Source organism: Bradyrhizobium japonicum USDA 6, assembly GCF_000284375.1.
In the GTDB taxonomy this organism is placed as follows: domain Bacteria; phylum Pseudomonadota; class Alphaproteobacteria; order Rhizobiales; family Xanthobacteraceae; genus Bradyrhizobium; species Bradyrhizobium japonicum.
Map to the genome: position 1 here is coordinate 4,854,883 of NC_017249.1, position 20,695 is coordinate 4,875,577.

Below are 20,695 nucleotides of genomic sequence, written 5' to 3' on the forward strand. Positions count from 1 at the left end.
TCAGTCATGGTTCAGGCGATTGTCTTTCTGCCTCTGCTGGGCGCCATCCTTGCTGGCCTGATCGCGCTGTTCGGCGCGCATGCCCGCAACCCCTCGGGCGATGAGGTCGAGCATCACGGCGATCATGGCCACGGCGACGCGCACGCGTCGGCGGCCCATGACGACCATGGCCACGACGATCACGGTCATGATGACCACGACCATGGTCCGGTCGAGCCGCCGGCCGCGGGCTCGCGCGGCGCCGAGCTGATCACGACCGCCCTGCTGTTCGTCTCGGCGGCGCTGTCCTGGATGACGCTGGTCGATGTCGGCTTCATGCACCACGACATGCGCATTCCGCTGTTGCCCTGGATCCTCTCGGGCGACCTCCAGGTCTACTGGACGCTGCGGGTCGACACGCTCACCGCCGTGATGCTCGTGGTGGTGACGACCGTGTCCTCGCTCGTGCACCTCTATTCCATCGGCTACATGGACGAGGATCCGTATCGGCCGCGCTTCTTCGGCTATCTCTCGCTGTTCACCTTCGCCATGCTGATGCTGGTGACGGCCGACAACCTCGTGCAGCTGTTCTTCGGCTGGGAAGGCGTGGGTCTCGCCAGCTATCTCCTGATCGGCTTCTGGTACCAGAAGCCGTCGGCGAACGCGGCGGCGATCAAGGCCTTCGTGGTCAACCGCGTCGGCGATTTCGGCTTCGCGCTCGGCATTTTCGCGATCTTCATGCTGACGAGCTCGACCGATTTCGAGACCATCTTCCATGCGGCGCCGAGCCTGACGGGCAAGACCATCGACTTCCTCGGCTGGCACGCCGACGCGCTGACCCTGACCTGCCTCCTGCTGTTCATGGGCGCGATGGGCAAGTCGGCGCAGTTCCTGCTGCACACCTGGTTGCCGGACGCGATGGAAGGCCCGACCCCGGTCTCCGCGCTGATCCACGCCGCGACCATGGTCACCGCCGGCGTGTTCATGGTGGCGCGCCTGTCGCCGCTGTTCGAGCTCGCCCCGAACGCGCAGGCCGTCGTGATGTTCTTCGGCGCCACCACGGCGTTCTTCGCCGCGACGATCGGCCTCGTCCAGAACGACATCAAGCGCATCGTCGCCTACTCGACCTGTTCGCAGCTCGGCTACATGTTCGTGGCGATGGGAGCAGGGGCCTATTCGGTCGGCATGTTCCACCTGTTCACGCACGCCTTCTTCAAGGCGCTGCTGTTCTTGGGCTCCGGCTCGGTGATCTATGCGATGCACCACGAGCAGGACATCCGCAATATGGGCGGCCTCTGGCGCAAGATCCCCTACACTTATGCGGTGATGGTGATCGGCACGCTGGCGCTCACGGGCTTCCCGCTGACGGCGGGCTATTTCTCCAAGGATGCCATCATCGAGTCTGCCTACGCCTCGCATAATCCGTTCGCGATGTACGGCTTCCTGATGACGGTCGTCGCTGCCGGCCTGACCTCGTTCTACTCCTGGCGCCTGATCTTCAAGACCTTCCACGGCGAGCCCCATGACGAGCATCACTACGAGGCCGCGCACGAGGCTCCGCTCTGGATACTGATCCCGATCGGCGTTCTCGCGGTCGGCTCGATCGTCGCGGGCTTCCCGTTCAAGGAGCTGTTCGCCGGTCACGGCGTCGAGGAGTTCTTCCGCGAGTCCGTGAAGATGAACCCGCACATCATCGAGGAGATGCACCACATCCCCGAGACCATTGCCTTCCTGCCGACGGTGATGATGGTGTTGGGCTTCCTGGTGTCGTACCTGTTCTACATCCGCCGGCCGTATCTGCCGGTCGAGCTCGCGAACACCCAGCCGATGCTGTACCAGTTCCTGCTCAACAAATGGTATTTCGACGAGCTCTACGATCTCATCTTCGTCCGTCCGGCGAAGTGGATCGGCTATCAGCTCTGGAAGAAGGGTGATGGCTTCATCATCGACGGCTTCGGCCCCGACGGTATCTCGGCCCGCGTGCTGGACGTCACCCGCAACGTGGTGAAGATCCAGACCGGCTATCTCTATCACTACGCGTTCGCCATGCTGATCGGCGCCGCCGGCCTGATCACCTGGTTCATGTTCGGCTTTGGAGGCCAGTAAATGACAACCTGGCCAATCCTTTCGGTCACGACGTTCCTGCCGCTGGTTGGCGCGCTGATCGTCTATCTCAGCCGCGGCGATGACGAGGCGGCCCGGCGCAATGCGCGCTGGATCGCGCTGTGGACCACGCTGATCACCTTCGCGGTGTCGGTGATCCTGGTGATGCGCTTCGATCCGTCGAGCGCCGACTTCCAGTTCGTCGAGAAGGCGAACTGGCTCGCCACCGGCATCACCTACCACATGGGTGTCGACGGCATTTCGCTGCCCTTCGTGATCCTGACCACCGCCCTGATGCCGCTCTGCATCATGGCGAGCTGGAAGTCGGTCACGAGTCGGGTCCGCGAATACATGATTGCGTTCCTGATCCTGGAAACGTTTTTGGTCGGCACCTTCGCCGCGCTCGATCTCGTGCTGTTCTACCTGTTCTTCGAAGGCGGCCTGATCCCGATGTTCCTGATCATCGGCATCTGGGGCGGCCCGCGCCGGGTCTACGCGTCGTTCAAGTTCTTCCTCTACACGCTGCTTGGCTCGGTCCTGATGCTGCTCGCCATCATGGCGCTGTACTGGAACGGAAGCACCACCGACATCCCGACTTTGATGCACACCGCCGTACCGCGGTCGCTGCAGACCTGGGCGTGGCTTGCGTTCTTTGCGTCCTTCGCGGTGAAGATGCCGATGTGGCCGGTGCACACCTGGCTCCCCGACGCCCACGTCGAGGCGCCGACCGCTGGCTCGGTGGTCCTGGCCGCGATCCTCTTGAAGTTGGGCGGCTACGGCTTCCTGCGCTTCTCGCTGCCGATGTTCCCCCTGGCCTCGCACGACTTCGCCCCGCTGATCTTCACGCTCTCGGCCATCGCCATCATCTACACCTCGCTGGTCGCGCTGATGCAGGAGGACATGAAGAAGCTGATCGCGTACTCGTCAGTGGCGCATATGGGCTTCGTCACCATGGGCATCTTCGCCGGCACCATGCAGGGCGTCGCCGGCGGCGTGTTCCAGATGATCTCGCACGGCATCGTCTCCGGCGCGCTGTTCCTCTGCGTCGGCGTCGTCTACGACCGCCTGCACACCCGCGAGATCGCGGCCTATGGCGGCCTCGTCAACCGGATGCCGCTCTACGCGCTGACCTTCATGGTCTTCACCATGGCCAATGTCGGTCTGCCCGGTACCTCCGGCTTCGTCGGCGAGTTCATGACGCTGCTCGGCACCTTCAAGGTCTCGATCCCGACGGCGTTCTTCGCCACGACAGGCGTGATCCTGTCGGCGGGCTATGCGCTGTGGCTCTACCGCAAGGTCGTGTTCGGGGCGCTGGTCAAGCCGTCGCTGGCGAGCATGAAGGATCTCACTTTCCGCGAGTGCGTGACGCTGTTCCCGCTGATCGCGCTGACAATCCTGTTCGGCGTCTATCCGAAGCCGGTGCTCGACATGTCGGCCGTCTCGGTCCAGCAACTCGTCAACAATTACAACACCGCTGTGACGGCCGTGAAGGCCGCCGCACTGCTCCAGTGATCGGGCAGGTCAGGATATCGCCATGAGCTTTGAGACTGCAGGTTATCAACTGGCGCCGGTGCTGCCCGAGATTGTGCTCGCGGTCGGCGCGATGGCACTCTTGATGCTGGGGGCCTATCGCGGGCAGGGGACCACCAGGACCGTCACGACGCTTGCGGTCCTGCTGCTGGTCGTGGTCGGCGTGCTCGTCTACGCGCAGCCCGCTGGCAAGCACGTCACCTTCGGCGGCAGCTTCATCGTCGACGATTTTGCCCGCTTCATGAAGATCCTGGCCTTGATCGGCTCGGCGGTGACGCTGGTGCTGTCGACCGAGTTCCTGTCCGACCCGTCGCGCCGGATCTTCGAATACGCGATCCTGGTGCTGCTCTCGACGCTCGGCATGATGGTGCTGATCTCGGCCGGCGATTTGATCTCGCTCTATCTCGGCCTCGAGCTGATGTCGCTCGCGCTCTATGTCGTGGCAGCCTCGAACCGCGACAACGCCAAGTCGACCGAAGCGGGCCTGAAGTACTTCGTGCTCGGCGCGCTGTCGTCGGGCATGCTGCTGTACGGCTCCTCGCTGGTCTACGGCTTCACCGGCACGGTCAGCTTCACCGGCATCGCGGCAGCCGCGACGGTCTCGAATATCGGCCTGGTGTTCGGCCTCGTCTTCCTGCTCGCCGGCCTCTGCTTCAAGGTCTCGGCCGTGCCGTTCCACATGTGGACGCCCGACGTCTACGAGGGCGCTCCGACCCCGGTCACCGCCTTCTTCGCCTCGGCGCCGAAGGTGGCCGCGCTCGCCGTCTTCACCCGCGTCACGCTGACCGCGTTCCCCGGCATCGTCTCGCAGTGGCAGCAGATCCTGGTGTTCGTGGCGATCGCCTCGATGGCGCTCGGCTCTTTCGCCGCGATCGGCCAGACCAACATCAAGCGCCTGATGGCCTATTCTTCGATCGGCCACATGGGCTTCGCCCTGGTCGGCCTCGCCTCCGGCACGGTCGAAGGCGCGCAGGGCGTCCTGATGTACATCGTGATCTATGTGGCGATGACGCTCGGCTCGTTCTCGATCATCCTCGCGATGAAGCGCAACGGCCAGGCGGTGGAGCAGATCAGCGATTTCGCCGGCCTGTCGCGGACCAATCCGCTGCTCGCCTTCATGTTCGCGATGCTGCTGTTCTCGCTCGCGGGCATCCCGCCGCTCGCCGGCTTCTTTGCCAAATGGTACGTCTTCGTCGCCGCCATCAAGGCGAACCTGTTCACGCTCGCCGTCATCGGCGTGCTGACCAGCGTGGTGGGTGCCTACTACTATCTCAGCATCGTCAAGACGATGTATTTCGACGAGCCGGCCGGCCAGGTCGATCCGGTGCGCGTCGAGGTGAAGACGGTGCTGGCGGTCGCGGGCCTGTTCAACATCCTGTTCGCGCTGTTCGCGGGCCCGGTGGTGAGCGTCGCCTCCGCCGCTGCAAAGTCGCTGTTTTAGGATGGGGTTCGCGCTCGGTCCTCGCGCACTCTCGGCGGGCTACAAGCTCGCAGCGTTCGAACGGACCGGCTCGACCAACACCGACGCGATCGAGCGCGCACGGGCCGGCGAACCCGGCCCGATGTGGTTCGTCACCTCCGACCAGACCGCCGGCCGTGGTCGGCGCCAGCGGGCCTGGATCGCGCCAAAGGGCAATCTCGCCGCCAGCGTCCTCGAGGTGCTGGATATTGCGCCTGCGGTTGCCGCCACCATCGGGTTTGCGGCGGGGCTTGCGGAAGAGGCTGCCCTGGAGAAGGTCAGCCTCGAGGTCGCGTTGCGGCTTGGTCCTGACCGACCCAGATACGCCCTGAAATGGCCGAATGACGTCCTCGCTGGCGGCAAGAAGCTGGTTGGCATTGGCCTCGAAGCCGAGGCCGTCGGCGATCGTCTCGCCGTCGTCGTCGGCATCGGCACCAACGTCGTGGCGGCGCCGGAGGGCACGCCGACGCCGGCCGTTTCGCTGGCCGCGCTCGGCGTCCAGATCAGCGCGGAAGAGCTGTTCTCGGCGCTCTCCGACGCCTGGGTCGAGTTCCTCGGCATCTGGGACAATGGCCGCGGCTTTGCGGAGATCCGCAAGCTGTGGCTGGAGCGCGCCTGCGGCCTCGGCGAACGGGTCGCGATCAATATGGGAACCATGACGCTGGAAGGCATTTTCGACACGATCGACGACACCGGCTGCCTGATCGTCCGCACCGCTGACGGCCGACGCCTCCCGGTGGCGGCCGGCGAGGTGTTCTTCGGCTCGGCCGCCTCCGTGGGAGCTGCGTGATGGCGAAGCCTGACGAACTGGTATTTGCGCCGCTCGGCGGGGTCGGCGAGATCGGCATGAATTTGTCGATCTACGGCCTCGGCAACCGCCAGCAGCGCGCCTGGCTGGCGGTCGATCTCGGCGTCTCCTTCGGCGACGAGGAGCATCTGCCGGGCATCGACCTGATCATGCCCGACATCAGCTTCCTGGAGAAGGAACGCAAGAACCTGATGGGCCTGGTGCTCACCCACGCCCACGAGGACCATTTCGGCGCCATCATCGACCTCTGGCCGAAGCTGAAATGCCCGATCTATGCCACCCAGTTCAGCGCGGCGCTGTTCGAGGCCAAATGCGCCGCCGAGCGCAACGCGCCAAAGATCCCGGTGACGGTGGTGCCGTCGGGCGGCCGCGTCGATATCGGCCCGTTCAACGTCGAGTTCATTCCCGTCGCGCATTCGATTCCCGAGGCGCACGCGCTGGCGATCCATACTGATGCCGGCACGGTGCTGCACACCGGCGACTGGAAGATCGACCCGACCCCGACGCTCGGGAGCCCGACCGACGAGAAGCGGCTGCGCGAACTGGGCGAGGAGGGCGTGCTCGCCCTGATCGGCGATTCCACCAACGCTGTGCGTGACGGCCGCTCGCCCTCGGAAGCCGAGGTCGCGCGAACCATCATCGATCTGGTCAAGGCCGCCAAGGGCCGCGTCGCGGTGACGACCTTCGCCTCCAACGTCGCGCGCATCAAGGCCGTCGCCGCCGCGGCCAGGGCCGCCGATCGCGAGGTCGTCGTGGTCGGCCGCGCCATGGAGCGCGTGGTGCAGGTCGCGCGCGAGACCGGCTATCTCGACGGCGTGCAGAACTTCCGCTCGCCCGAGGTCTACGGCCATCTTCCGCAGGACAAGGTGCTGGCGCTGTGCACCGGCAGCCAGGGCGAGCCGCGCGCGGCACTGGCCCGCATCGCCAATGACGACCATCCCGAGATCACGCTCAACCGCGGCGACAGCGTGATCTTCTCCTCGCGCACCATCCCGGGCAACGAGAAGGCCGTCGGCTCGATCATCAACAATCTGGTGCTGCAGGGCGTCGAGGTCCTCACCGACCGCGACCATCTGGTCCACGTCTCCGGCCACCCCCGCCGCGACGAATTGCGCGACATGATCGCCTGGACCAAGCCGCAGCTCCTGATCCCCGTCCATGGCGAGGCGCTGCACCTGAACGAGCATGCCAAGCTCGCGCGCGCCGCCGGCGTGCCGCGCGTGCTGGTCGTTCGCAACGGCGACCTGATCAAGCTCGGCCCGGGCGATCCCGGCATCATCGGCGAGGTGCCCTCCGGCCGTCTCTACAAGGACGGCACGATCTTGGAGGACTCCAAGTCCCGCGCCGTGGTCGAGCGCCGCCGCATGGCTTTCTCCGGCTGCGCCTTCGTCGCGGTCGCGATGACGGAGCAGGGCGAGCTTGCCGACGATCCCGAGGTCGATCTCGTCGGCATTCCCGACAAGAACCGGGACGGCGAGCCCTTCGACGACATCGTCTTCGACGCCGTGGTCTCCACCATCGAGGGCTTGCCGAAGGCCCGCCGCCGCGATGCGGATGCCCTGGCTGAGTCGGTGCGACGCGCTGTCCGGGCCGTCATCAACGAACATTGGGGCAAAAAGCCCCCCTGTCTGGTACACGTCCTGACGGTGTAGTTGAGCATGGTCTTCGGATCATGCGCTGAGGGAGAAGAAACATGCTGGGTCGCCTCAACCACGTCGCGATCGCGACCAAGGACGCCATCAAGGCTGCGAAGATCTACGGCGCGGCGTTCGGGGCGCAGATCTCGGAGGCGGTCGCGCTGCCCGAGCATGGCGTCACCACCGTGTTCGCGACGCTGCCCAATACCAAGATCGAGTTCATCGAGCCGCTCGGCGAGGGCTCGCCGATCGCGAAGTTCCTCGAGCGCAACGCCGACGGCGGCATCCATCACATCTGCTACGAGGTCGTCGACATCATCGCCTCGCGCGATACGCTGGTGAAGGAGGGCGCGCGGGTGCTCGGCGACGGCGTGCCGAAGATCGGCGCGCACGGCAAGCCGGTGCTGTTCCTGCACCCGAAGGATTTTTCCGGGGCGCTGGTCGAAATCGAGCAGGCGTAGGGCGCCGGATCATGGCCATCCAGATATCGACCGCGCTTGCGATCTATTTCGTCATCTGGTGGATCGCGCTGTTTCTGACGCTGCCGTTCGGCGTGCGCAGCCAGCACGAGGACGGCGTCGGTGCGCCCGGCACCGACCCCGGCGCACCGATCCTGACGCGGATGGGAGGCAAGCTGATCTGGACCACGATCATCTCGGCGATCATCTACGGGATCGGCATCGCGGCCTATCATGCCGGCTATCTTTCGATCGAGCGCTTGTCGAAATTGATGGGCATGCCGTTTTAGGTTTCTTGCTGGGATTTCCTGGTTAAATCGTTGTTGGGGGAACGAATGACTTTTCAGCGGATCGTCATCGCGCTTCTGGTGCTGATCGTCGCCGGCCTTGGCGCCATCGGCTATTTCGAGTGGAAGATGGCCGTGCAGGTCCGAACGCTGAAGGCGTTCGTCGAGGGCTCTGTCTTCAACGAAGCCGTGATGGCCTGCGAGCAGGCCAAGAGCTCGACGCCGTTCAAGTGGAACGGGGGCAAGAGCACCTCGGTGATCGGCCTGAACTCGGTCAAGCTGGACAAATACACCGTCAGCGCCAGCTACACGCTGGTGGCGGACAGCGTCTATTGTGATTACGATCCCATCAAAAGAAAGGCCGAGATCGGCTCGAGCTTCCTGGAGCGGGAGTAACGATCCGGCCATGCCAAGAGCATGATCCGGAAAAGTGCGAAGCGGTTTTCCGATAAGATCATGCTCAAATACGATGGGGTGGGATCGTCATGGCCGAAGTGGGGGACTACCGGATTCTGCATGAGGCGGCCTTGCGGGACCATTTCGCGGGAATTCCCGACCTGAAGGCACTCATCGGCGGCGAGCCGGCCGCCTGGGGGATCACAGAGGTCGGCGACGGCAATCTCAATCTCGTCTTCATCGTCAAGGGCACACGCGGCGGCGTCGCGGTGAAGCAGGCGCTGCCCTATGTCCGCCTCGTCGGCGAGAGCTGGCCGCTGCCGCTGTCCCGGGCCCATTACGAATATCTCGCCTTGTCGAAGCAGGCCCAGCTCGCGCCCGGCCTCGTGCCGGCCCTGCTGCACCACAACGAGACGCTGGCGCTGACGGTGATGGAGCTGCTCGAGCCCCACATCATCATGCGCAAGGGGATGGTCGCCGCAACGCAATATCCCGGCTTCGTGGACGACATCACCACCTTCATGGCGCGCACCCTGTTCTTCACCTCCGACCTCGCCCTGTCGGCGGCCGAGAAGAAGCAGGGCATCGCCGCCTTTGCCGGCAACCACGCGCTCTGCAAGATCACCGAGGACCTGATCTTCACCGATCCCTACCGCATTGCCGAGCAGAACCGGTGGACCGCGCCTTATCTCGACGGCCTGGCCGCAGAGCTGCGCGATGACATGGAGCTGCATGTCGCGATCTCCCGGCTGAAGCTGAAGTTCATGGCAAGCCCCGAGGCGCTGCTCCACGGCGATCTCCACACCGGCTCGATCATGGTGACGGAGAGCCAGACGCGCGTGATCGATCCCGAATTCGCGTTCTACGGCCCGATGGGATTCGACGTCGGCGCCGTGCTCGCGAACCTCCTGATGGCCTATTTTGCCTCGGCCGGTCACGAGCGTATGCCGGGCGAGCGGCAGGCGTTCGAAAGCTGGGTGCTGGAGACGGTCGAGAAAGTCTGGAGCGAGTTCGCCCGCAAGTTCCTTGATCTCTGGCGCGCTGGCGCCACCGGTGATGCCTATCCGGTCACGCTCTTTGCCGGCGAGAGGGGCGCCGCGCGGCTGGAGGCCGAGCGGCAGGCCTACATGCAGCGGCTATTCGCCGACACCGTCGGCTTCGCCGCCGCCAAAACCATCCGCCGCATCTTCGGCCTCGCCCACAACATCGACTTCGAGCTGATCGAGGACCCGAAGAAGCGCGCGATCAGCGAGGCCCGCGCCGTGCGGCTCGCGCGGGCGATGATGGTGGAGACCGGGGAATTTGGGACGATCGCCGACATCACGGGCGCTGCGCAAAAGCTGCGGGACTGGATGCCGGAGTTTGCGAACGGCTAGAGGCCGATGCGCTTCAATAAAGCCGCATCGGCAGCAGGACGCCGTCCGTGCCGGCCAGCAGGCCCCAGGTCTCGTTGGCCGCGACCTCGAATTCCCGGCTCTCTGCCGCACTGCCGTCGGCCTTGAGCGTGACCTTGTACCTGCCGGGCGGCAGATCGAGCTTTTGGCTATCAGGCAGCTCGCCTGCCGCGTCGTCGGAGTTCGCCAGCTTCTCGCCGGCGTGCGCGGCCAGCTTGACGGTCTGGTCGTCGACGGTGATGACTGCATCGTCGTCCGTCTTGTTGCCGAGCATCAGCTTCGCTTGCCCCGGCTTCGACCTGAGGCCGGCCGTCGCGACCGCCCGCTTGCGTTGCGACAGTTCGGAGATTGTCTTGCCGTCCTGGCGTGACAGCCTGAGCAGGGCGGGTCCATGGGCCGTCGTGAACGCGATCACGGCCCGGTCCGGCGCCACGACCGCGTCGTCGTTCTCCGTCCAGCCGCGCGCGCCGAGCTCGGTGCGATAGAAGCCGAGCACGGCTGCGAGATCGCGCGGCGTCTCGGCGTAGACCGACCTGATCAGCGGCGAATTCTTCGCCGTCGCGAGCGCCCAGCCCTCTGGCAGCGGCAGGCCGGTGTTTTCGGAAAGTTTCGTCTCGAAACTCGCGCCCGTACCCCGTGCCAGGATGGCGACAGGGATCGAAAGCAGTCGCTCGGCGAAATTGTCCGGGGTGCCGTGGCCTCGGATCCCCCACCACGTCTGGTCGACATAGTTGTTGGGGCCGGACGTGCGGCTCCAGCCGAACTGGATGGTGTCGTTCTGCCGGCCGAGGCTTGCGGCGACTGGCCCCGCCAGCAGGGCTGTCGCGGCGACCAGACTGCCCGCGAGCAGGATACCTAACATTCGGCGCATCATTTTTTCCGCGATCCCTGGGGCTCGGATAACGATCCTGAGCTTGGTCGCGTCGATTGCGAAAAATGTTCACCGCGCCAGGCCGGTCGATGATGCACCGCGTCAATCGGTGGCTTGCAGCACCCGGTCGGATGCAACCTCACCCGTTGAAAGTCTGCCTGAGGAACCGGCATCGGCTGCCATCAAAACGAAGCTTGCGTTCGATGGGCTACGAATGATCAAATCCCTGATCGGAATGCCTGCGTTGTTGGGGGACACATGATGTTCAGGATGATCGCGATCGTCGCTGGTTTGGGGCTGGCGCTCGCCACCTCGGCGGAGGCCCAGACACCGCGCAAGGGCGGAACCATCCGCATGACGGCGCCCTACGGTTCGAGTTTCACGAGCCTCGACATTCACACCACGCAGCGCGCCCAGGACGAGATCTACGCCAAGGCCCTGCACCGGTCGCTCTACATCTGGAATTCCGCGGAGGGCAAACCGGTTCTGGAGCTTGCCAAGGAGGACGTGGTCTCGGGCGGCGGTCTTGTTCACACCTTCAAGCTGCGCGACGACGCCTATTTCCATAACGGCCGCAAGATGACGGCCGACGACGTCATCTGGTCCTACAACCGCATCATGGACGGCACCAAGGCCTATCCCGGCGCGCGTTTTGTCCGTGTCATCGAGGGCGCGGCCGCGGTCGAGAAGGGCCAGGCCAAGGAGATCTCCGGCCTGAAGAAGATCGACGACTTCACCCTCGAAATGAAGCTGACCGAGAAAGTCGATCCGGGATTCTACTTCTTCACCGCGCTGACCTCGATCTATCCCGCCGACGAGGCCGCCAAGGAGAGCTTCATCCAGAAGCCGATCGGTCTCGGTCCCTTCAAATTCGTCGAGCACGTGCCGGGATCGCGCATCGTTCTGGAGCGGTGGGACCGGTTCTACAAGCCGGGCAAGCCCTACGCCGACAAGGTCATCGTGTCGATCATGGGCGAGGCCGCGGCGCGCGACGTCGCCTTCCGCAACAAGGAGATCGACACCTCGGTGCTGGGACCTGCGCAATACGTCGCCTATCAGTCCGACGCCGACCTCAAGGGCACCATCGTCGAGGTCGCCGAGGTCTTCACGCGCTATATGGGCATGAATCCCGCGTTCAAGCCGTTCACCGACAAGCGCGTCCGGCAGGCGATCAATTACGCGATCGATACCGACCTGATCATCAACAAGCTGGTCAAGGGCAAGGCCTATCGCGCCACCAGCTGGCTGCCGTTGACATCGCCAGCCTACGACAAGGCGATGAAGCCTTACCCCTACGATCCCGCCAAGGCCAAGCAGCTGCTCGCGGAGGCCGGTTATCCCTCCGGCTTCGAATTCGAATGGACCACCAGCCAGAATGAGAGCTGGGGCCTGCCGATCGTCTCGGCCGTGATCCCGATGCTGGACAAGGTCGGCATCAAGGCGAAGGTCAAGCAGGTCGAAACCGCGGTGCTGGCCGAGGTGGTGCGCAGCGGCGACTATCAGGCCTTCATCTATTCCCAGGCGACCGGCCCGGATCCGCAGGCCGCGCTCAAATGCTTCCACTCCTCGACGCCGCAGCCGGCCTGCAACTACATGAACTACAAGAATGCCGACTTCGACAAGCTGATCGATGCGGCAGGGCAGGCCGACGATCCTGCAAAGCGCACCGAGCTGCTGCAAAAGGCCAATGCGCTGCTCTATGAGGAAGCGCCGGTCTGGTTCTTCAACTACAACAAGGCGGTCATGGCGGTGCAGCCGTGGCTCAAGGGCGTTCAGCTCAATGCGACGGAGCTGACCCATCAGAACGTCGAGGACCTCTGGGTCGACGAGACCTCGCCCGCGAAGTGACATGCGCTCTCGCGCTCCCTCCATCGCGACCAGCGGTGGGGGGAGAGAGGAAAAGCCTGGATGCTCTCGTTCCTGCTCCGCCGTCTCCTGCAAACCATTCCGACCGTGCTCGCCGTCGTGCTGCTGGTGTTCGTGCTGTTCAGCGTCGTTCCCGGCAGCATCGTCTCAAGCATGAGCGACGACAGCGATCCCCAGGTCGAGCTGCGCATGAAGAAGCAGCTCGGCCTCGACGACCCGGTCTATTGGCGTTTCGGCGCCTACATCGCCAAGCTCGCGACAGGTGATTTCGGCACCTCGTTCCGGACGCGCGAGCCGGTCACCACCATGATCGCCAAACGGGCCTGGCCGACGCTGCAGCTCATCTTCGCAGCGATGGCGTTAGCGATTCTGATCGGGGTTCCCCTTGGTTTCATTGCAGCGCTGAAGCCCGGGGGCATCGTCGATACGCTCGCCATGGTCGTGGCAGTATCGGGCCTTTCCATTGCCAAATTCTGGCTCGGGCTGGTGCTGATGTATCTGTTTGCGTTGAAGCTCGGCTGGCTGCCGAGCTTCGGCTATGGCGATGGAGGGCTGAAATATCTGCTGCTGCCGGCCGTGACGCTCGGCGTCTCGCCGATGGCGCTGTTTGCCCGCACGACGCGCGCCGCGGTCCTCGAGATCATGACCGCCGACTTCGTCCGTACCGCGCGCTCGAAGGGCATGAGCGAGACGCGTGTGGTGAAGTGGCATGTGATGCGCAACGCGCTCGTCATCATTCTCACCACCGTCGGCCTTCAGTTCGGCGGGTTGATGGGGCAGGCGGTCGTGGTCGAGAAACTGTTCTCCTGGCCGGGCATCGGTTCGCTGCTCGTCGACAGTGTGCTCCAGCGCGACATTCCCGCCGTCCAGGGCTCCATTCTCGTGGTGGTGCTGGCCTTTCTCGCGATCAATCTGCTGATCGACGTGCTCTACGGCGTGATTGATCCCAGGATCAGATACGCATGAAGCTCCGCGCCAATCTCGTCATCGGTGGCGTGCTGTTCGCGCTCGCGATCCTGGTCGGCCTGCTCGCGCCCTGGCTGGCGCACACCGATCCCGTCCTGGACGCCAACCTCATGAACGCGGAGGAGCCTCCGAGCTGGACCTGGTGGTTCGGCACCGACGACCAGGGCCGCGACATCTATTCCCGCGTCGTCTACGGCGCCCGCGTCTCGCTGACCGTCGGCATCGTCTCGCAGCTCATCAACAGCGTCATCGGCGTCGCGCTCGGCTTGAGCGCGGGCTATTGGGGCGGCTGGTGGGATGATTTCGTCAACGGCCTGACAAATCTGATGCTCGCGATCCCCTCGCTGATCTTCGCGCTCGCCATCATGGCGGTGCTTGGCCCCGGCCTCACGAGCCTGCTGATCGCGCTCGGCCTGACCAATTGGTCCTTTACCTGCCGGATCGCACGGGCCTCGGCGCTGTCGTTGAGGAGCCAGGGCTATGTGCAGGCGGCGACCGTGCTCGGCTACGGCGATCTGCGGATCATGGTCACGCAGCTCTTGCCGAACATGTTAGGGCCGATCGTCGTCATCGGGACGCTCGGCATGGGCAGCGCGGTGCTGTCCGAAGCTGCCTTGTCGTTCCTCGGCCTCGGCGTCCGCCCGCCCTTTCCGAGCTGGGGCAGCATGTTGTCGGATGCGCGCGAGCAGATCACGACGGCGCCGTGGCTCTCGGTCTTTCCGGGCCTTGCCATCTTCCTGACGGTGCTCGGCCTCAATCTGCTCGGCGACGGCCTGCGCGACATTCTCGATCCCCAGTCGCGGAGCCGGCGGACATGACCGGCGCGCCGCTGATCGAAGTCGAGGATTTGCGCATCGATCTCGACGACGGAGCGAGGCGCGTCGCGGCGGCCGAGGGCATCTCGTTCCGCATCGATCGAGGCGAGACATTCGGGCTGGTCGGCGAATCCGGCTGCGGCAAGAGCATCACGGCGCTCGCATTGATCGGCCTGTTGCGGCAGCCGCTGTCGATCGGCGGCGGCGTCATCCGGTTTGAGGGGCGGGAGATCCAGCACCTTTCCGCGGCCAGGCAGCGGGAGCTTCGCGGCAATCGCATCGCCATGATTTTCCAGGAGCCGATGACGGCGCTGAACCCGGTCTCGCCGGTGGGCCGGCAGATCGCCGAGATGTTCGTGCTGCACAAGGGCAAGAGCTGGCGGGAAGCCAACCAGCTCGCGGTCGAGGCGCTGGCGAGCGTCCGCGTCCCCGCACCGGAGCGGCGCGTCAACGATTACCCGCACCAGCTGTCCGGCGGCATGCGCCAGCGCGTCATGATCGCCATCGCCCTCGCATGCGGTCCGGACCTCCTGATCGCCGACGAGCCGACCACCGCGCTCGACGTGACCGTGCAGGCCGAAATCATCGAGCTGATGCGCAATCTGTGCGCCGAGAGGGGGACGGCGATCCTGATGATCAGCCACGATCTCGGCCTCGTCGCCAATGTCTGCCGCCGTGTCGCCGTCATGTATGCCGGCCGCATCGTCGAGGAGCGTGGCTCGGCCGATATCTTCCGGGCGCCCTCGCATCCCTATACGCAGGGCCTGGTCGCCTCGCTGCCCCGGCTGGGCAGCCGGGCCGCGCTCGGCCGCACCAGGCTCAAGGAGATCGCGGGCGTGGTTCCGGCCATCACGAATTTCCCGGATGGCTGCCGGTTCAATCCGCGCTGTGCGCAGGCCACCGAGATTTGCCGCACGGTTGCGCCGCAGACGGATTTGCTGGAGACCGGCGGTTTCGTCCGGTGTTACCACCATGCATGAGCCGCAAGACATGCGGGGTGAAGCGAGGTCGGACGACGATCTCATTCTCAGCATCGAGGATCTCGCGGTTCATTTTCCGATGGGGGGCGGCCTGCTGGGCCGCAGCCGGCGGGTGCTCCGTGCCGTCGACGGTGTCGATCTCAGCCTGAGACGAGGCGAATGCCTCGGCCTCGTCGGCGAGTCCGGCTCAGGCAAGTCGACCGTCGCGTTGTCGATCCTGGGGCTCCTGACGCCGACGCGCGGCCGCATCGTGCTGGACGGGCAGGTGGTGACGAACAGGCAGTCCGGCGACCGAAAGTCGCTGGCCCGCACCGTGCAGATCGTCTTTCAGGATCCTTACGCCTCGCTCAACCCACGCCAGACCGTCCGCCGCACGCTGGAAGATCCCCTGCGTGTGCATGGCGTGACCGCGAAAAGCGAGATCGAGGACCGTGTTGCGACGATGCTGCGGCATGTCGGCCTGCGGCCGGAACAGGCCGACCGCTATCCGCACGAATTCTCCGGCGGCCAGCGCCAGCGCATCGGGATTGCGCGCGCCCTGATCCTCAATCCCAGGATCGTCATCTGCGACGAGCCGGTATCGGCGCTCGACGTCTCGATCCGCGCCCAGATCATCAATTTGCTGCTGGAATTGAAGGACACGCTCGGTCTCTCCTACATCATGATCAGCCACGACCTCGGCGTCGTCGAGCACATGAGCGACCGCGTCGCCGTCATGTATCTCGGCCGCATTGTCGAGAACGGCCACTGGCGCGAAATCTTCGAACGGCCGGCGCACCCCTATACGCAAGCCCTGATCGCGGCCATCCCCGATCCGCTGCGTCATGCGCCGTTGGCGACGACAGGCGGCGACCTTCCCAACCCGCTCAATCCGCCGAACGGATGCGCCTTCAGCCCGCGTTGCCGGTACGCGGAGGCCGTGTGTCGTCACGAGCCCGGTCCGGTGCTGGAAACGCGCGCCGATGGACATGAGGTGAGGTGCTGGCGGGCGGACGAGATTGCGGGGCAGACGCAATTGGCTTCGACCGAGGGCGGGCATCCCTAGGGATGGAAGGCGCGTCCGTCGCGGTCAAAAGCGTCGCTCTAGCGGCCCGCTAGTCACGTCCGGTCTGCCCTGACAGGCGGACGGTTTTTGGGGCCCGCCCGTGAGCCATCGCGTGGGGTTGATCCTTGGGGCGGTCCAATCGCGTACCGCCCTGTTTTCATGTGTGCTACATGGTCGGGTAGAAAAATGTAGCGGGAAAGGCAGATCATGACTGACGATCAGGTCAATCTCGTCGTTCGGCACCTTTGCGAGCAATTGCACTTGGCGCTCCGCTTGAAGGGCAGCGAGGCTCATCCACCAAACGCCAAGGATATTGGATTCGATCCGGTCTCTGTAAGAACCGTATTGCTGACCGGCTTGCGTTCGGCGGGTGTCACGACCCACCAGGAGGCGGTCGGGAAGAGCGAAGAGCCGCCGTGGTCCTAAACACAAAACGCGGGACAGAAGCCTCGCGCCAATGTCTTGGGTCCGCAGCAGACAAATCCACGACAGCGTCCATAGGTCCGCTAAGGGCCAACAACCGACGTTCGATATTTCGTCCGTTCGCATCTCGGAACCGCGTCGCGGGCGCCGTAGTTAACTGCTCGATTGTATTCGCTTGACAAACGGCGGTCTCCACTGACCATCGAGGATGTTGCTCCCGCCCAGTAGACGCGGATGTAAAGCGAGAACTGGCCACTCGCAGGCAGCCAGTTGCTCTCTTTGTCTACTTGTCTACGCTCGGTGATTTTGGCACCAACGCGCAGCGTCAACGAACCGTCCCGACATTGAACGTTCGCGTCGCAGGGAACGTTGGCGGCATCTTGCCGCCCGCCTCAGCGCCAGATTGCCGGTTCGCAGGGAGGCTTATTGAACGGACCTCCGGCATAACTGCCGACGTCTGGAGCCCGGACACAGTGAACGACGTTGGAGGGGGGGACGACTGCACCGGTTTTGTCGTGCCACGCCGCCCTGCGCCAGGTTGCCGGTTCGCAGGGAGGCCTATTGAACGGAGCCCCGGCAAAACTGCCAACGTCTGGCGCCCGGATGCAGTGAACGACGCGGGACGGATGGACGGCTGCGCCGTTTTGGTCGTACCACGCGGCCATGGCCGGATTAGCGAACATGGCCGCGGCGATCAGTCCTACCGAAGCAAGCTTCCTCATTTGCGCGTCTCCTTATGTGTCAATGATTGAACGACTGACTATCCTTTGCGGCTCATTCCTACCGAAGAGACTGCAAGCAACATTCTGCGGTATCGACTATGCACATCATCAAGGTCGATCTATATCAACTTCGCCCGAATACGGTGGCTGATGACCGCTCCGGGTCAAACTGCGAAAAACTCAACCTGAGCAAATTCAGTCGGCTATGTCCTGCTGATCGGGCCTCAATGAGGCGTGCCGCCACTTCGCTCATGGGGCCAATTGCAGAGAAACTTTATTGAAGAGCCTTCGAGAAGCTCATCAAAAATCAACGCCGAGGTCATGCGCTACGGCAGCTACCGACCGCCTCGCCAAGCAGTTGGGCGCCGGATGCAACGCGGCACATTGATGCAGAACGCTTCGTATCCGAATGGCCTTTTTAGCGTCGGCTCTTCGTAGCCCACGACAAAAAGGTGGAAGAAGAGCCAGACGATGCGCCGGAGGCGAACAGCCGCCAATCGCCGAACAGGAGCGCCTGGCCGAAAATGACGGCGGCGACCGCCACGTAGATTGGATTGCGCACATAGCGATAGAGGCCGGTAACGACGAGATGTTGGGTCGGGGCGATCGGCGCTGGCGTGCCGAGCCGCTGCAGCGCGAAACGCGCGAATGAATCCACGAGCCCGGCTACGCCGGCAAGAATTAGGCCGTGTACCTATAAATCCGGCGGCGGGATGTGACTGATGACTAGGTCCGCTCTACTCCTATAGCGAACAAATTGGTTCGGCGGCGCAATATGTCGCGATGGGCCACAAGGCGACATATGCACCGCAGCAAGAAGGCAAGGGGTCGCTGTAACTCTCGTTGAACTGCGGCTACCCGGGTTTATGCTACTTTGAAGCGGCAGCAGAGTGCCGCTATTCGATCGCCTCATGGGATCGGGAGCTAGTCGGGCAACCCCGCTTTCCGAAGACCCTCAATAAACAGCTTTGCGTTTGATAGTCCGGCCCGGGCGATAAGCGCCGATATTGTAAAGGCGGGATCGATCTCAAGCACACGCGCCGCCGCGTCGTGCGCCTCAGCGTCACGTCCGAGATGGGCGAAGGCGGACGCGAGCCATTGGTAAGTTGCCAAATAAAGGTTCTGACGAAGGGCTTTCTTCAATACGACGATGGCCTCGTCAAAGCGGCGAAGCTCGATAAGGGCCTGCCCAATGCCAGTAAGCGTCATGTATAGTTGCGGGTCTACTGGGCTCACGCGAACGGCACGTTCAAAGCTCCAGATCGCTTCCTCCGGCAGCCCCGCAATTCTATAGACATGGCCTCTGCAGCTCCATGTGAGGCATGAATTTGGGTTGAGCCCGACCGCCCGATCAGCCATTTCGATCTCGGCTTCACGATCGCCGACCATGAACGCCGAGATTACGGCAGCCCTTGCTAACGTGTCCGGATCGCGATCGTCGATGCTCAATGCCAAACGAGCAAGCCGAACCGCTTCCTTGCGGTCGAACTGAAGATCGTTGGCATAGCCCAAAAGGACGTTGAGCATGTGGCAGACGCCTGCCAGAGCCGCGACAGCACCGAACCGAGGGTCGAGCTCCAAGGCGCGGTGGAACAGTCGGATTGCCTCGGCCAACCCTTCGCGGCTCCTCAGGTAGAACTGCGGCATGGCACGGAGATAAAAATCATACGCGGTGAGGTTCTCTGGCCGCCGCCGCGTTGCCAATTCAATTTCTGTTTGAAGCATCTTTGGCTCAATGGCCGAGACAACGGCGAGCGTTACTTCGTCTTGAAGAGCAAAAACGTCGGTCAGGTCACGCTCAAACCTGTCCACCCAGATGTGCGCGCCTGTAACCGCATCGATCAACTGCCCCGTGATGCGAACTTTCCCCGACGCCTTCCGCACTGACCCCTCGAGGACATAGCGCACGCCGAGCCTTCGCCCGACTTCCTTGATATCAACCGCTCGACCCTTGAAGGTGAAGCTCGAATTGCGCGCGATCACGAACAGCGACTTGAAGCGCGACAGCGCGGTGATGATCTCCTCGACCATTCCGTCCGCAAAGTATTCCTGTTCGGGATCGCCGCTCAGGTTCTCGAACGGCAGTACAGCGATGGAAGGCTTGTCCGGGTGTGGCGGGGCCGCACTCAGCCCCTCTGTCAGCGCCCCTGGCGCTCCGGCGCGGACAGCGTAGGCGCGGACCGGCTTGGAGATGTTCTTGAGCTGCTGCTCGCCACGATCCTCGAAGCCAGCGTCTAGCTTGCCCTCGACTTCGTTGTAGACCTTGTCGGAAATCAGGATACCGCCCGGATCGGCGATCCCCTCCAGCCGAACAGCAATGTTGATCCCGTCGCCGTAGAGGTCGCCGTCCTGTCCAACGATCACGTCACCAAGGTTGAGGCCGATGCGTAGCTTGAATGGACCGCTACCCTCGGCGAGATGATCCTGTATCTCAACCGCGCATCTCATGGCGGCCAGGGGACTGGCGAACTCGGCGAGTGCGCCATCACCCGTTGTCTTGATTAGACGGCCTTCGTGGCGGGAGAGGCTCGGCTCGATCAGTTGTCGCTTGAGCCGCTCGAACTCGGCATAGGTAGCTTCCTCAGCGCGTTGCATCAACGCAGAGTAACCGACCACGTCGGCAGCCAAAATCGCCGCTAATCGCCTTTGAACCCGCCGCTCCGTCACAGCGCTCTCCGAACGGCCAGCCAAAAATTCGTCGGCTGTGGCCAGGAGGAGCCTAGCACTTTGTTGCGGACCTGTGAGCGGTAATCGCGGGAGGGCCCTGTTGCCCCCAGGCGGCATTTGCTGTTGCACCGCGACAGTAAGCGTGCGGCAACTCGGGAGGTCCCAGTTGGGTCACACCCAGAAGAACTCGGGCTGAGCATATCAAGTCTGCTTCACCCCCAAGGAGCGGACATCTAGCGGACATGCCGGGTCGACCGCTTGGGGCTATATCCGGACCAATACCCGTGCC

General features: G+C 63.8%; 19 protein-coding genes. 15 read left to right on the top strand and 4 right to left on the bottom strand.

Annotated features, from left to right (window positions below; translation table 11 throughout):
* Positions 1 to 6: 6 nt before the first annotated feature.
* The 9 genes from nuoL to mtnK all read left to right on the top strand — a co-directional run bounded on the left by nuoL (position 7) and on the right by mtnK (position 10,033).
* On the top strand, positions 7 to 2,085 hold the full coding sequence (gene nuoL, locus BJ6T_RS23005; protein ID WP_014494866.1) for an NADH-quinone oxidoreductase subunit L: 2,079 nt from the start codon (positions 7 to 9) through the stop codon (positions 2,083 to 2,085).
* A complete protein-coding gene (locus BJ6T_RS23010; protein WP_014494867.1) occupies positions 2,086 to 3,594 on the top strand; it encodes an NADH-quinone oxidoreductase subunit M in 1,509 nt (502 codons plus the stop codon).
* A 22-nt stretch (positions 3,595 to 3,616) separates the two neighbouring features.
* Positions 3,617 to 5,053, top strand: a complete 1,437-nt coding sequence (gene nuoN, locus BJ6T_RS23015; RefSeq protein WP_014494868.1) for an NADH-quinone oxidoreductase subunit NuoN — start codon at positions 3,617 to 3,619, stop codon at positions 5,051 to 5,053.
* Between the two features lies 1 nt (position 5,054).
* Positions 5,055 to 5,861 carry a biotin--[acetyl-CoA-carboxylase] ligase gene (locus BJ6T_RS23020; protein WP_014494869.1) on the top strand — a complete coding sequence of 269 codons (807 nt, stop codon included), beginning with the start codon at positions 5,055 to 5,057 and terminating at the stop codon, positions 5,859 to 5,861.
* Positions 5,861 to 7,531 carry a ribonuclease J gene (locus BJ6T_RS23025; RefSeq protein WP_014494870.1) on the top strand — a complete coding sequence of 557 codons (1,671 nt, stop codon included), beginning with the start codon at positions 5,861 to 5,863 and terminating at the stop codon, positions 7,529 to 7,531. The genes BJ6T_RS23020 and BJ6T_RS23025 overlap by 1 nt, the downstream gene beginning before the upstream one ends.
* Positions 7,532 to 7,572: 41 nt before the next feature.
* Entirely contained in the window at positions 7,573 to 7,977 is a 405-nt protein-coding gene (mce, locus tag BJ6T_RS23030; RefSeq protein WP_014494871.1) for a methylmalonyl-CoA epimerase, read from the top strand.
* A gap of 11 nt (positions 7,978 to 7,988) precedes the next feature.
* The gene (locus BJ6T_RS23035; protein WP_014494872.1) at positions 7,989 to 8,264 is read left to right on the top strand and encodes a DUF1467 family protein; all 276 of its coding nucleotides are present in this window, start codon (positions 7,989 to 7,991) and stop codon (positions 8,262 to 8,264) included.
* Between the two features lie 45 nt (positions 8,265 to 8,309).
* A complete protein-coding gene (locus BJ6T_RS23040; RefSeq protein ID WP_014494873.1) occupies positions 8,310 to 8,657 on the top strand; it encodes a hypothetical protein in 348 nt (115 codons plus the stop codon).
* Between the two features lie 89 nt (positions 8,658 to 8,746).
* Positions 8,747 to 10,033, top strand: a complete 1,287-nt coding sequence (gene mtnK / locus BJ6T_RS23045; protein ID WP_014494874.1) for an S-methyl-5-thioribose kinase — start codon at positions 8,747 to 8,749, stop codon at positions 10,031 to 10,033.
* A gap of 13 nt (positions 10,034 to 10,046) precedes the next feature.
* Here mtnK and BJ6T_RS23050 read toward each other — a convergent pair whose 3' ends face one another.
* Positions 10,047 to 10,922 carry a hypothetical protein gene (locus BJ6T_RS23050; RefSeq protein WP_225894895.1) on the bottom strand — a complete coding sequence of 292 codons (876 nt, stop codon included), beginning with the start codon at positions 10,920 to 10,922 and terminating at the stop codon, positions 10,047 to 10,049.
* A 258-nt stretch (positions 10,923 to 11,180) separates the two neighbouring features.
* Here BJ6T_RS23050 and BJ6T_RS23055 point away from each other — a divergent pair, with 258 nt between their 5' ends.
* The 6 genes from BJ6T_RS23055 (at position 11,181) to BJ6T_RS23080 (ending at position 17,020) form a co-directional block, all read left to right on the top strand.
* Complete coding sequence (locus BJ6T_RS23055; protein ID WP_028170233.1) at positions 11,181 to 12,770, top strand: ABC transporter substrate-binding protein; 1,590 nt, start codon at positions 11,181 to 11,183, stop codon at positions 12,768 to 12,770.
* A gap of 60 nt (positions 12,771 to 12,830) precedes the next feature.
* Positions 12,831 to 13,754, top strand: a complete 924-nt coding sequence (locus tag BJ6T_RS23060; protein WP_014494877.1) for an ABC transporter permease — start codon at positions 12,831 to 12,833, stop codon at positions 13,752 to 13,754.
* Positions 13,751 to 14,572: an ABC transporter permease gene (locus tag BJ6T_RS23065; protein WP_014494878.1), complete on the top strand. Its 822-nt coding sequence runs from the start codon at positions 13,751 to 13,753 to the stop codon at positions 14,570 to 14,572. The genes BJ6T_RS23060 and BJ6T_RS23065 overlap by 4 nt, the downstream gene beginning before the upstream one ends.
* Entirely contained in the window at positions 14,569 to 15,549 is a 981-nt protein-coding gene (locus tag BJ6T_RS23070) for an ABC transporter ATP-binding protein (protein WP_014494879.1), read from the top strand. Before BJ6T_RS23065 ends, BJ6T_RS23070 begins: the two co-directional genes overlap by 4 nt.
* Positions 15,542 to 16,594 carry an ABC transporter ATP-binding protein gene (locus tag BJ6T_RS23075; RefSeq protein WP_014494880.1) on the top strand — a complete coding sequence of 351 codons (1,053 nt, stop codon included), beginning with the start codon at positions 15,542 to 15,544 and terminating at the stop codon, positions 16,592 to 16,594. The genes BJ6T_RS23070 and BJ6T_RS23075 overlap by 8 nt, the downstream gene beginning before the upstream one ends.
* Before the next feature lie 207 nt (positions 16,595 to 16,801).
* Positions 16,802 to 17,020 carry a hypothetical protein gene (locus BJ6T_RS23080; RefSeq protein WP_014494881.1) on the top strand — a complete coding sequence of 73 codons (219 nt, stop codon included), beginning with the start codon at positions 16,802 to 16,804 and terminating at the stop codon, positions 17,018 to 17,020.
* A gap of 80 nt (positions 17,021 to 17,100) precedes the next feature.
* Here the strand turns inward: BJ6T_RS23080 and BJ6T_RS45840 are convergent, their stop codons facing one another.
* From BJ6T_RS45840 to BJ6T_RS23090, 3 genes are all read right to left on the bottom strand, one after another.
* Positions 17,101 to 17,346, bottom strand: a complete 246-nt coding sequence (locus tag BJ6T_RS45840; RefSeq protein WP_225894894.1) for a DUF1214 domain-containing protein — start codon at positions 17,344 to 17,346, stop codon at positions 17,101 to 17,103.
* 811 nt (positions 17,347 to 18,157) lie between these two features.
* A complete protein-coding gene (locus tag BJ6T_RS23085; protein ID WP_014494883.1) occupies positions 18,158 to 18,397 on the bottom strand; it encodes a methyltransferase family protein in 240 nt (79 codons plus the stop codon).
* A 266-nt stretch (positions 18,398 to 18,663) separates the two neighbouring features.
* Complete coding sequence (locus tag BJ6T_RS23090) at positions 18,664 to 20,406, bottom strand: adenylate/guanylate cyclase domain-containing protein (RefSeq protein ID WP_028170234.1); 1,743 nt, start codon at positions 20,404 to 20,406, stop codon at positions 18,664 to 18,666.
* Between the last annotated feature and the right edge of the window lie 289 nt (positions 20,407 to 20,695).

What these genes read in the sequence shown, in the direction of transcription:
- mtnK (WP_014494874.1), top strand. Translation starts at nt 8,747, where the DNA reads ATGGCCGAAGTGGGGGACTACCGGATTCTGCATGAGGCGGCCTTGCGG.
- BJ6T_RS23020 (WP_014494869.1), top strand. Translation starts at nt 5,055, where the DNA reads ATGGGGTTCGCGCTCGGTCCTCGCGCACTCTCGGCGGGCTACAAGCTC.
- BJ6T_RS23075 (WP_014494880.1), top strand. Translation starts at nt 15,542, where the DNA reads ATGCATGAGCCGCAAGACATGCGGGGTGAAGCGAGGTCGGACGACGAT.
- BJ6T_RS23060 (WP_014494877.1), top strand. Translation starts at nt 12,831, where the DNA reads ATGCTCTCGTTCCTGCTCCGCCGTCTCCTGCAAACCATTCCGACCGTG.
- BJ6T_RS23055 (WP_028170233.1), top strand. Translation starts at nt 11,181, where the DNA reads ATGATGTTCAGGATGATCGCGATCGTCGCTGGTTTGGGGCTGGCGCTC.
- BJ6T_RS23010 (WP_014494867.1), top strand. Translation starts at nt 2,086, where the DNA reads ATGACAACCTGGCCAATCCTTTCGGTCACGACGTTCCTGCCGCTGGTT.
- nuoL (WP_014494866.1), top strand. Translation starts at nt 7, where the DNA reads ATGGTTCAGGCGATTGTCTTTCTGCCTCTGCTGGGCGCCATCCTTGCT.
- BJ6T_RS23040 (WP_014494873.1), top strand. Translation starts at nt 8,310, where the DNA reads ATGACTTTTCAGCGGATCGTCATCGCGCTTCTGGTGCTGATCGTCGCC.
- BJ6T_RS23070 (WP_014494879.1), top strand. Translation starts at nt 14,569, where the DNA reads ATGACCGGCGCGCCGCTGATCGAAGTCGAGGATTTGCGCATCGATCTC.
- BJ6T_RS23035 (WP_014494872.1), top strand. Translation starts at nt 7,989, where the DNA reads ATGGCCATCCAGATATCGACCGCGCTTGCGATCTATTTCGTCATCTGG.
- mce (WP_014494871.1), top strand. Translation starts at nt 7,573, where the DNA reads ATGCTGGGTCGCCTCAACCACGTCGCGATCGCGACCAAGGACGCCATC.
- BJ6T_RS23080 (WP_014494881.1), top strand. Translation starts at nt 16,802, where the DNA reads ATGACTGACGATCAGGTCAATCTCGTCGTTCGGCACCTTTGCGAGCAA.
- BJ6T_RS23065 (WP_014494878.1), top strand. Translation starts at nt 13,751, where the DNA reads ATGAAGCTCCGCGCCAATCTCGTCATCGGTGGCGTGCTGTTCGCGCTC.
- BJ6T_RS23050 (WP_225894895.1), bottom strand. Translation starts at nt 10,922, where the DNA reads ATGCGCCGAATGTTAGGTATCCTGCTCGCGGGCAGTCTGGTCGCCGCG.
- BJ6T_RS23025 (WP_014494870.1), top strand. Translation starts at nt 5,861, where the DNA reads ATGGCGAAGCCTGACGAACTGGTATTTGCGCCGCTCGGCGGGGTCGGC.
- nuoN (WP_014494868.1), top strand. Translation starts at nt 3,617, where the DNA reads ATGAGCTTTGAGACTGCAGGTTATCAACTGGCGCCGGTGCTGCCCGAG.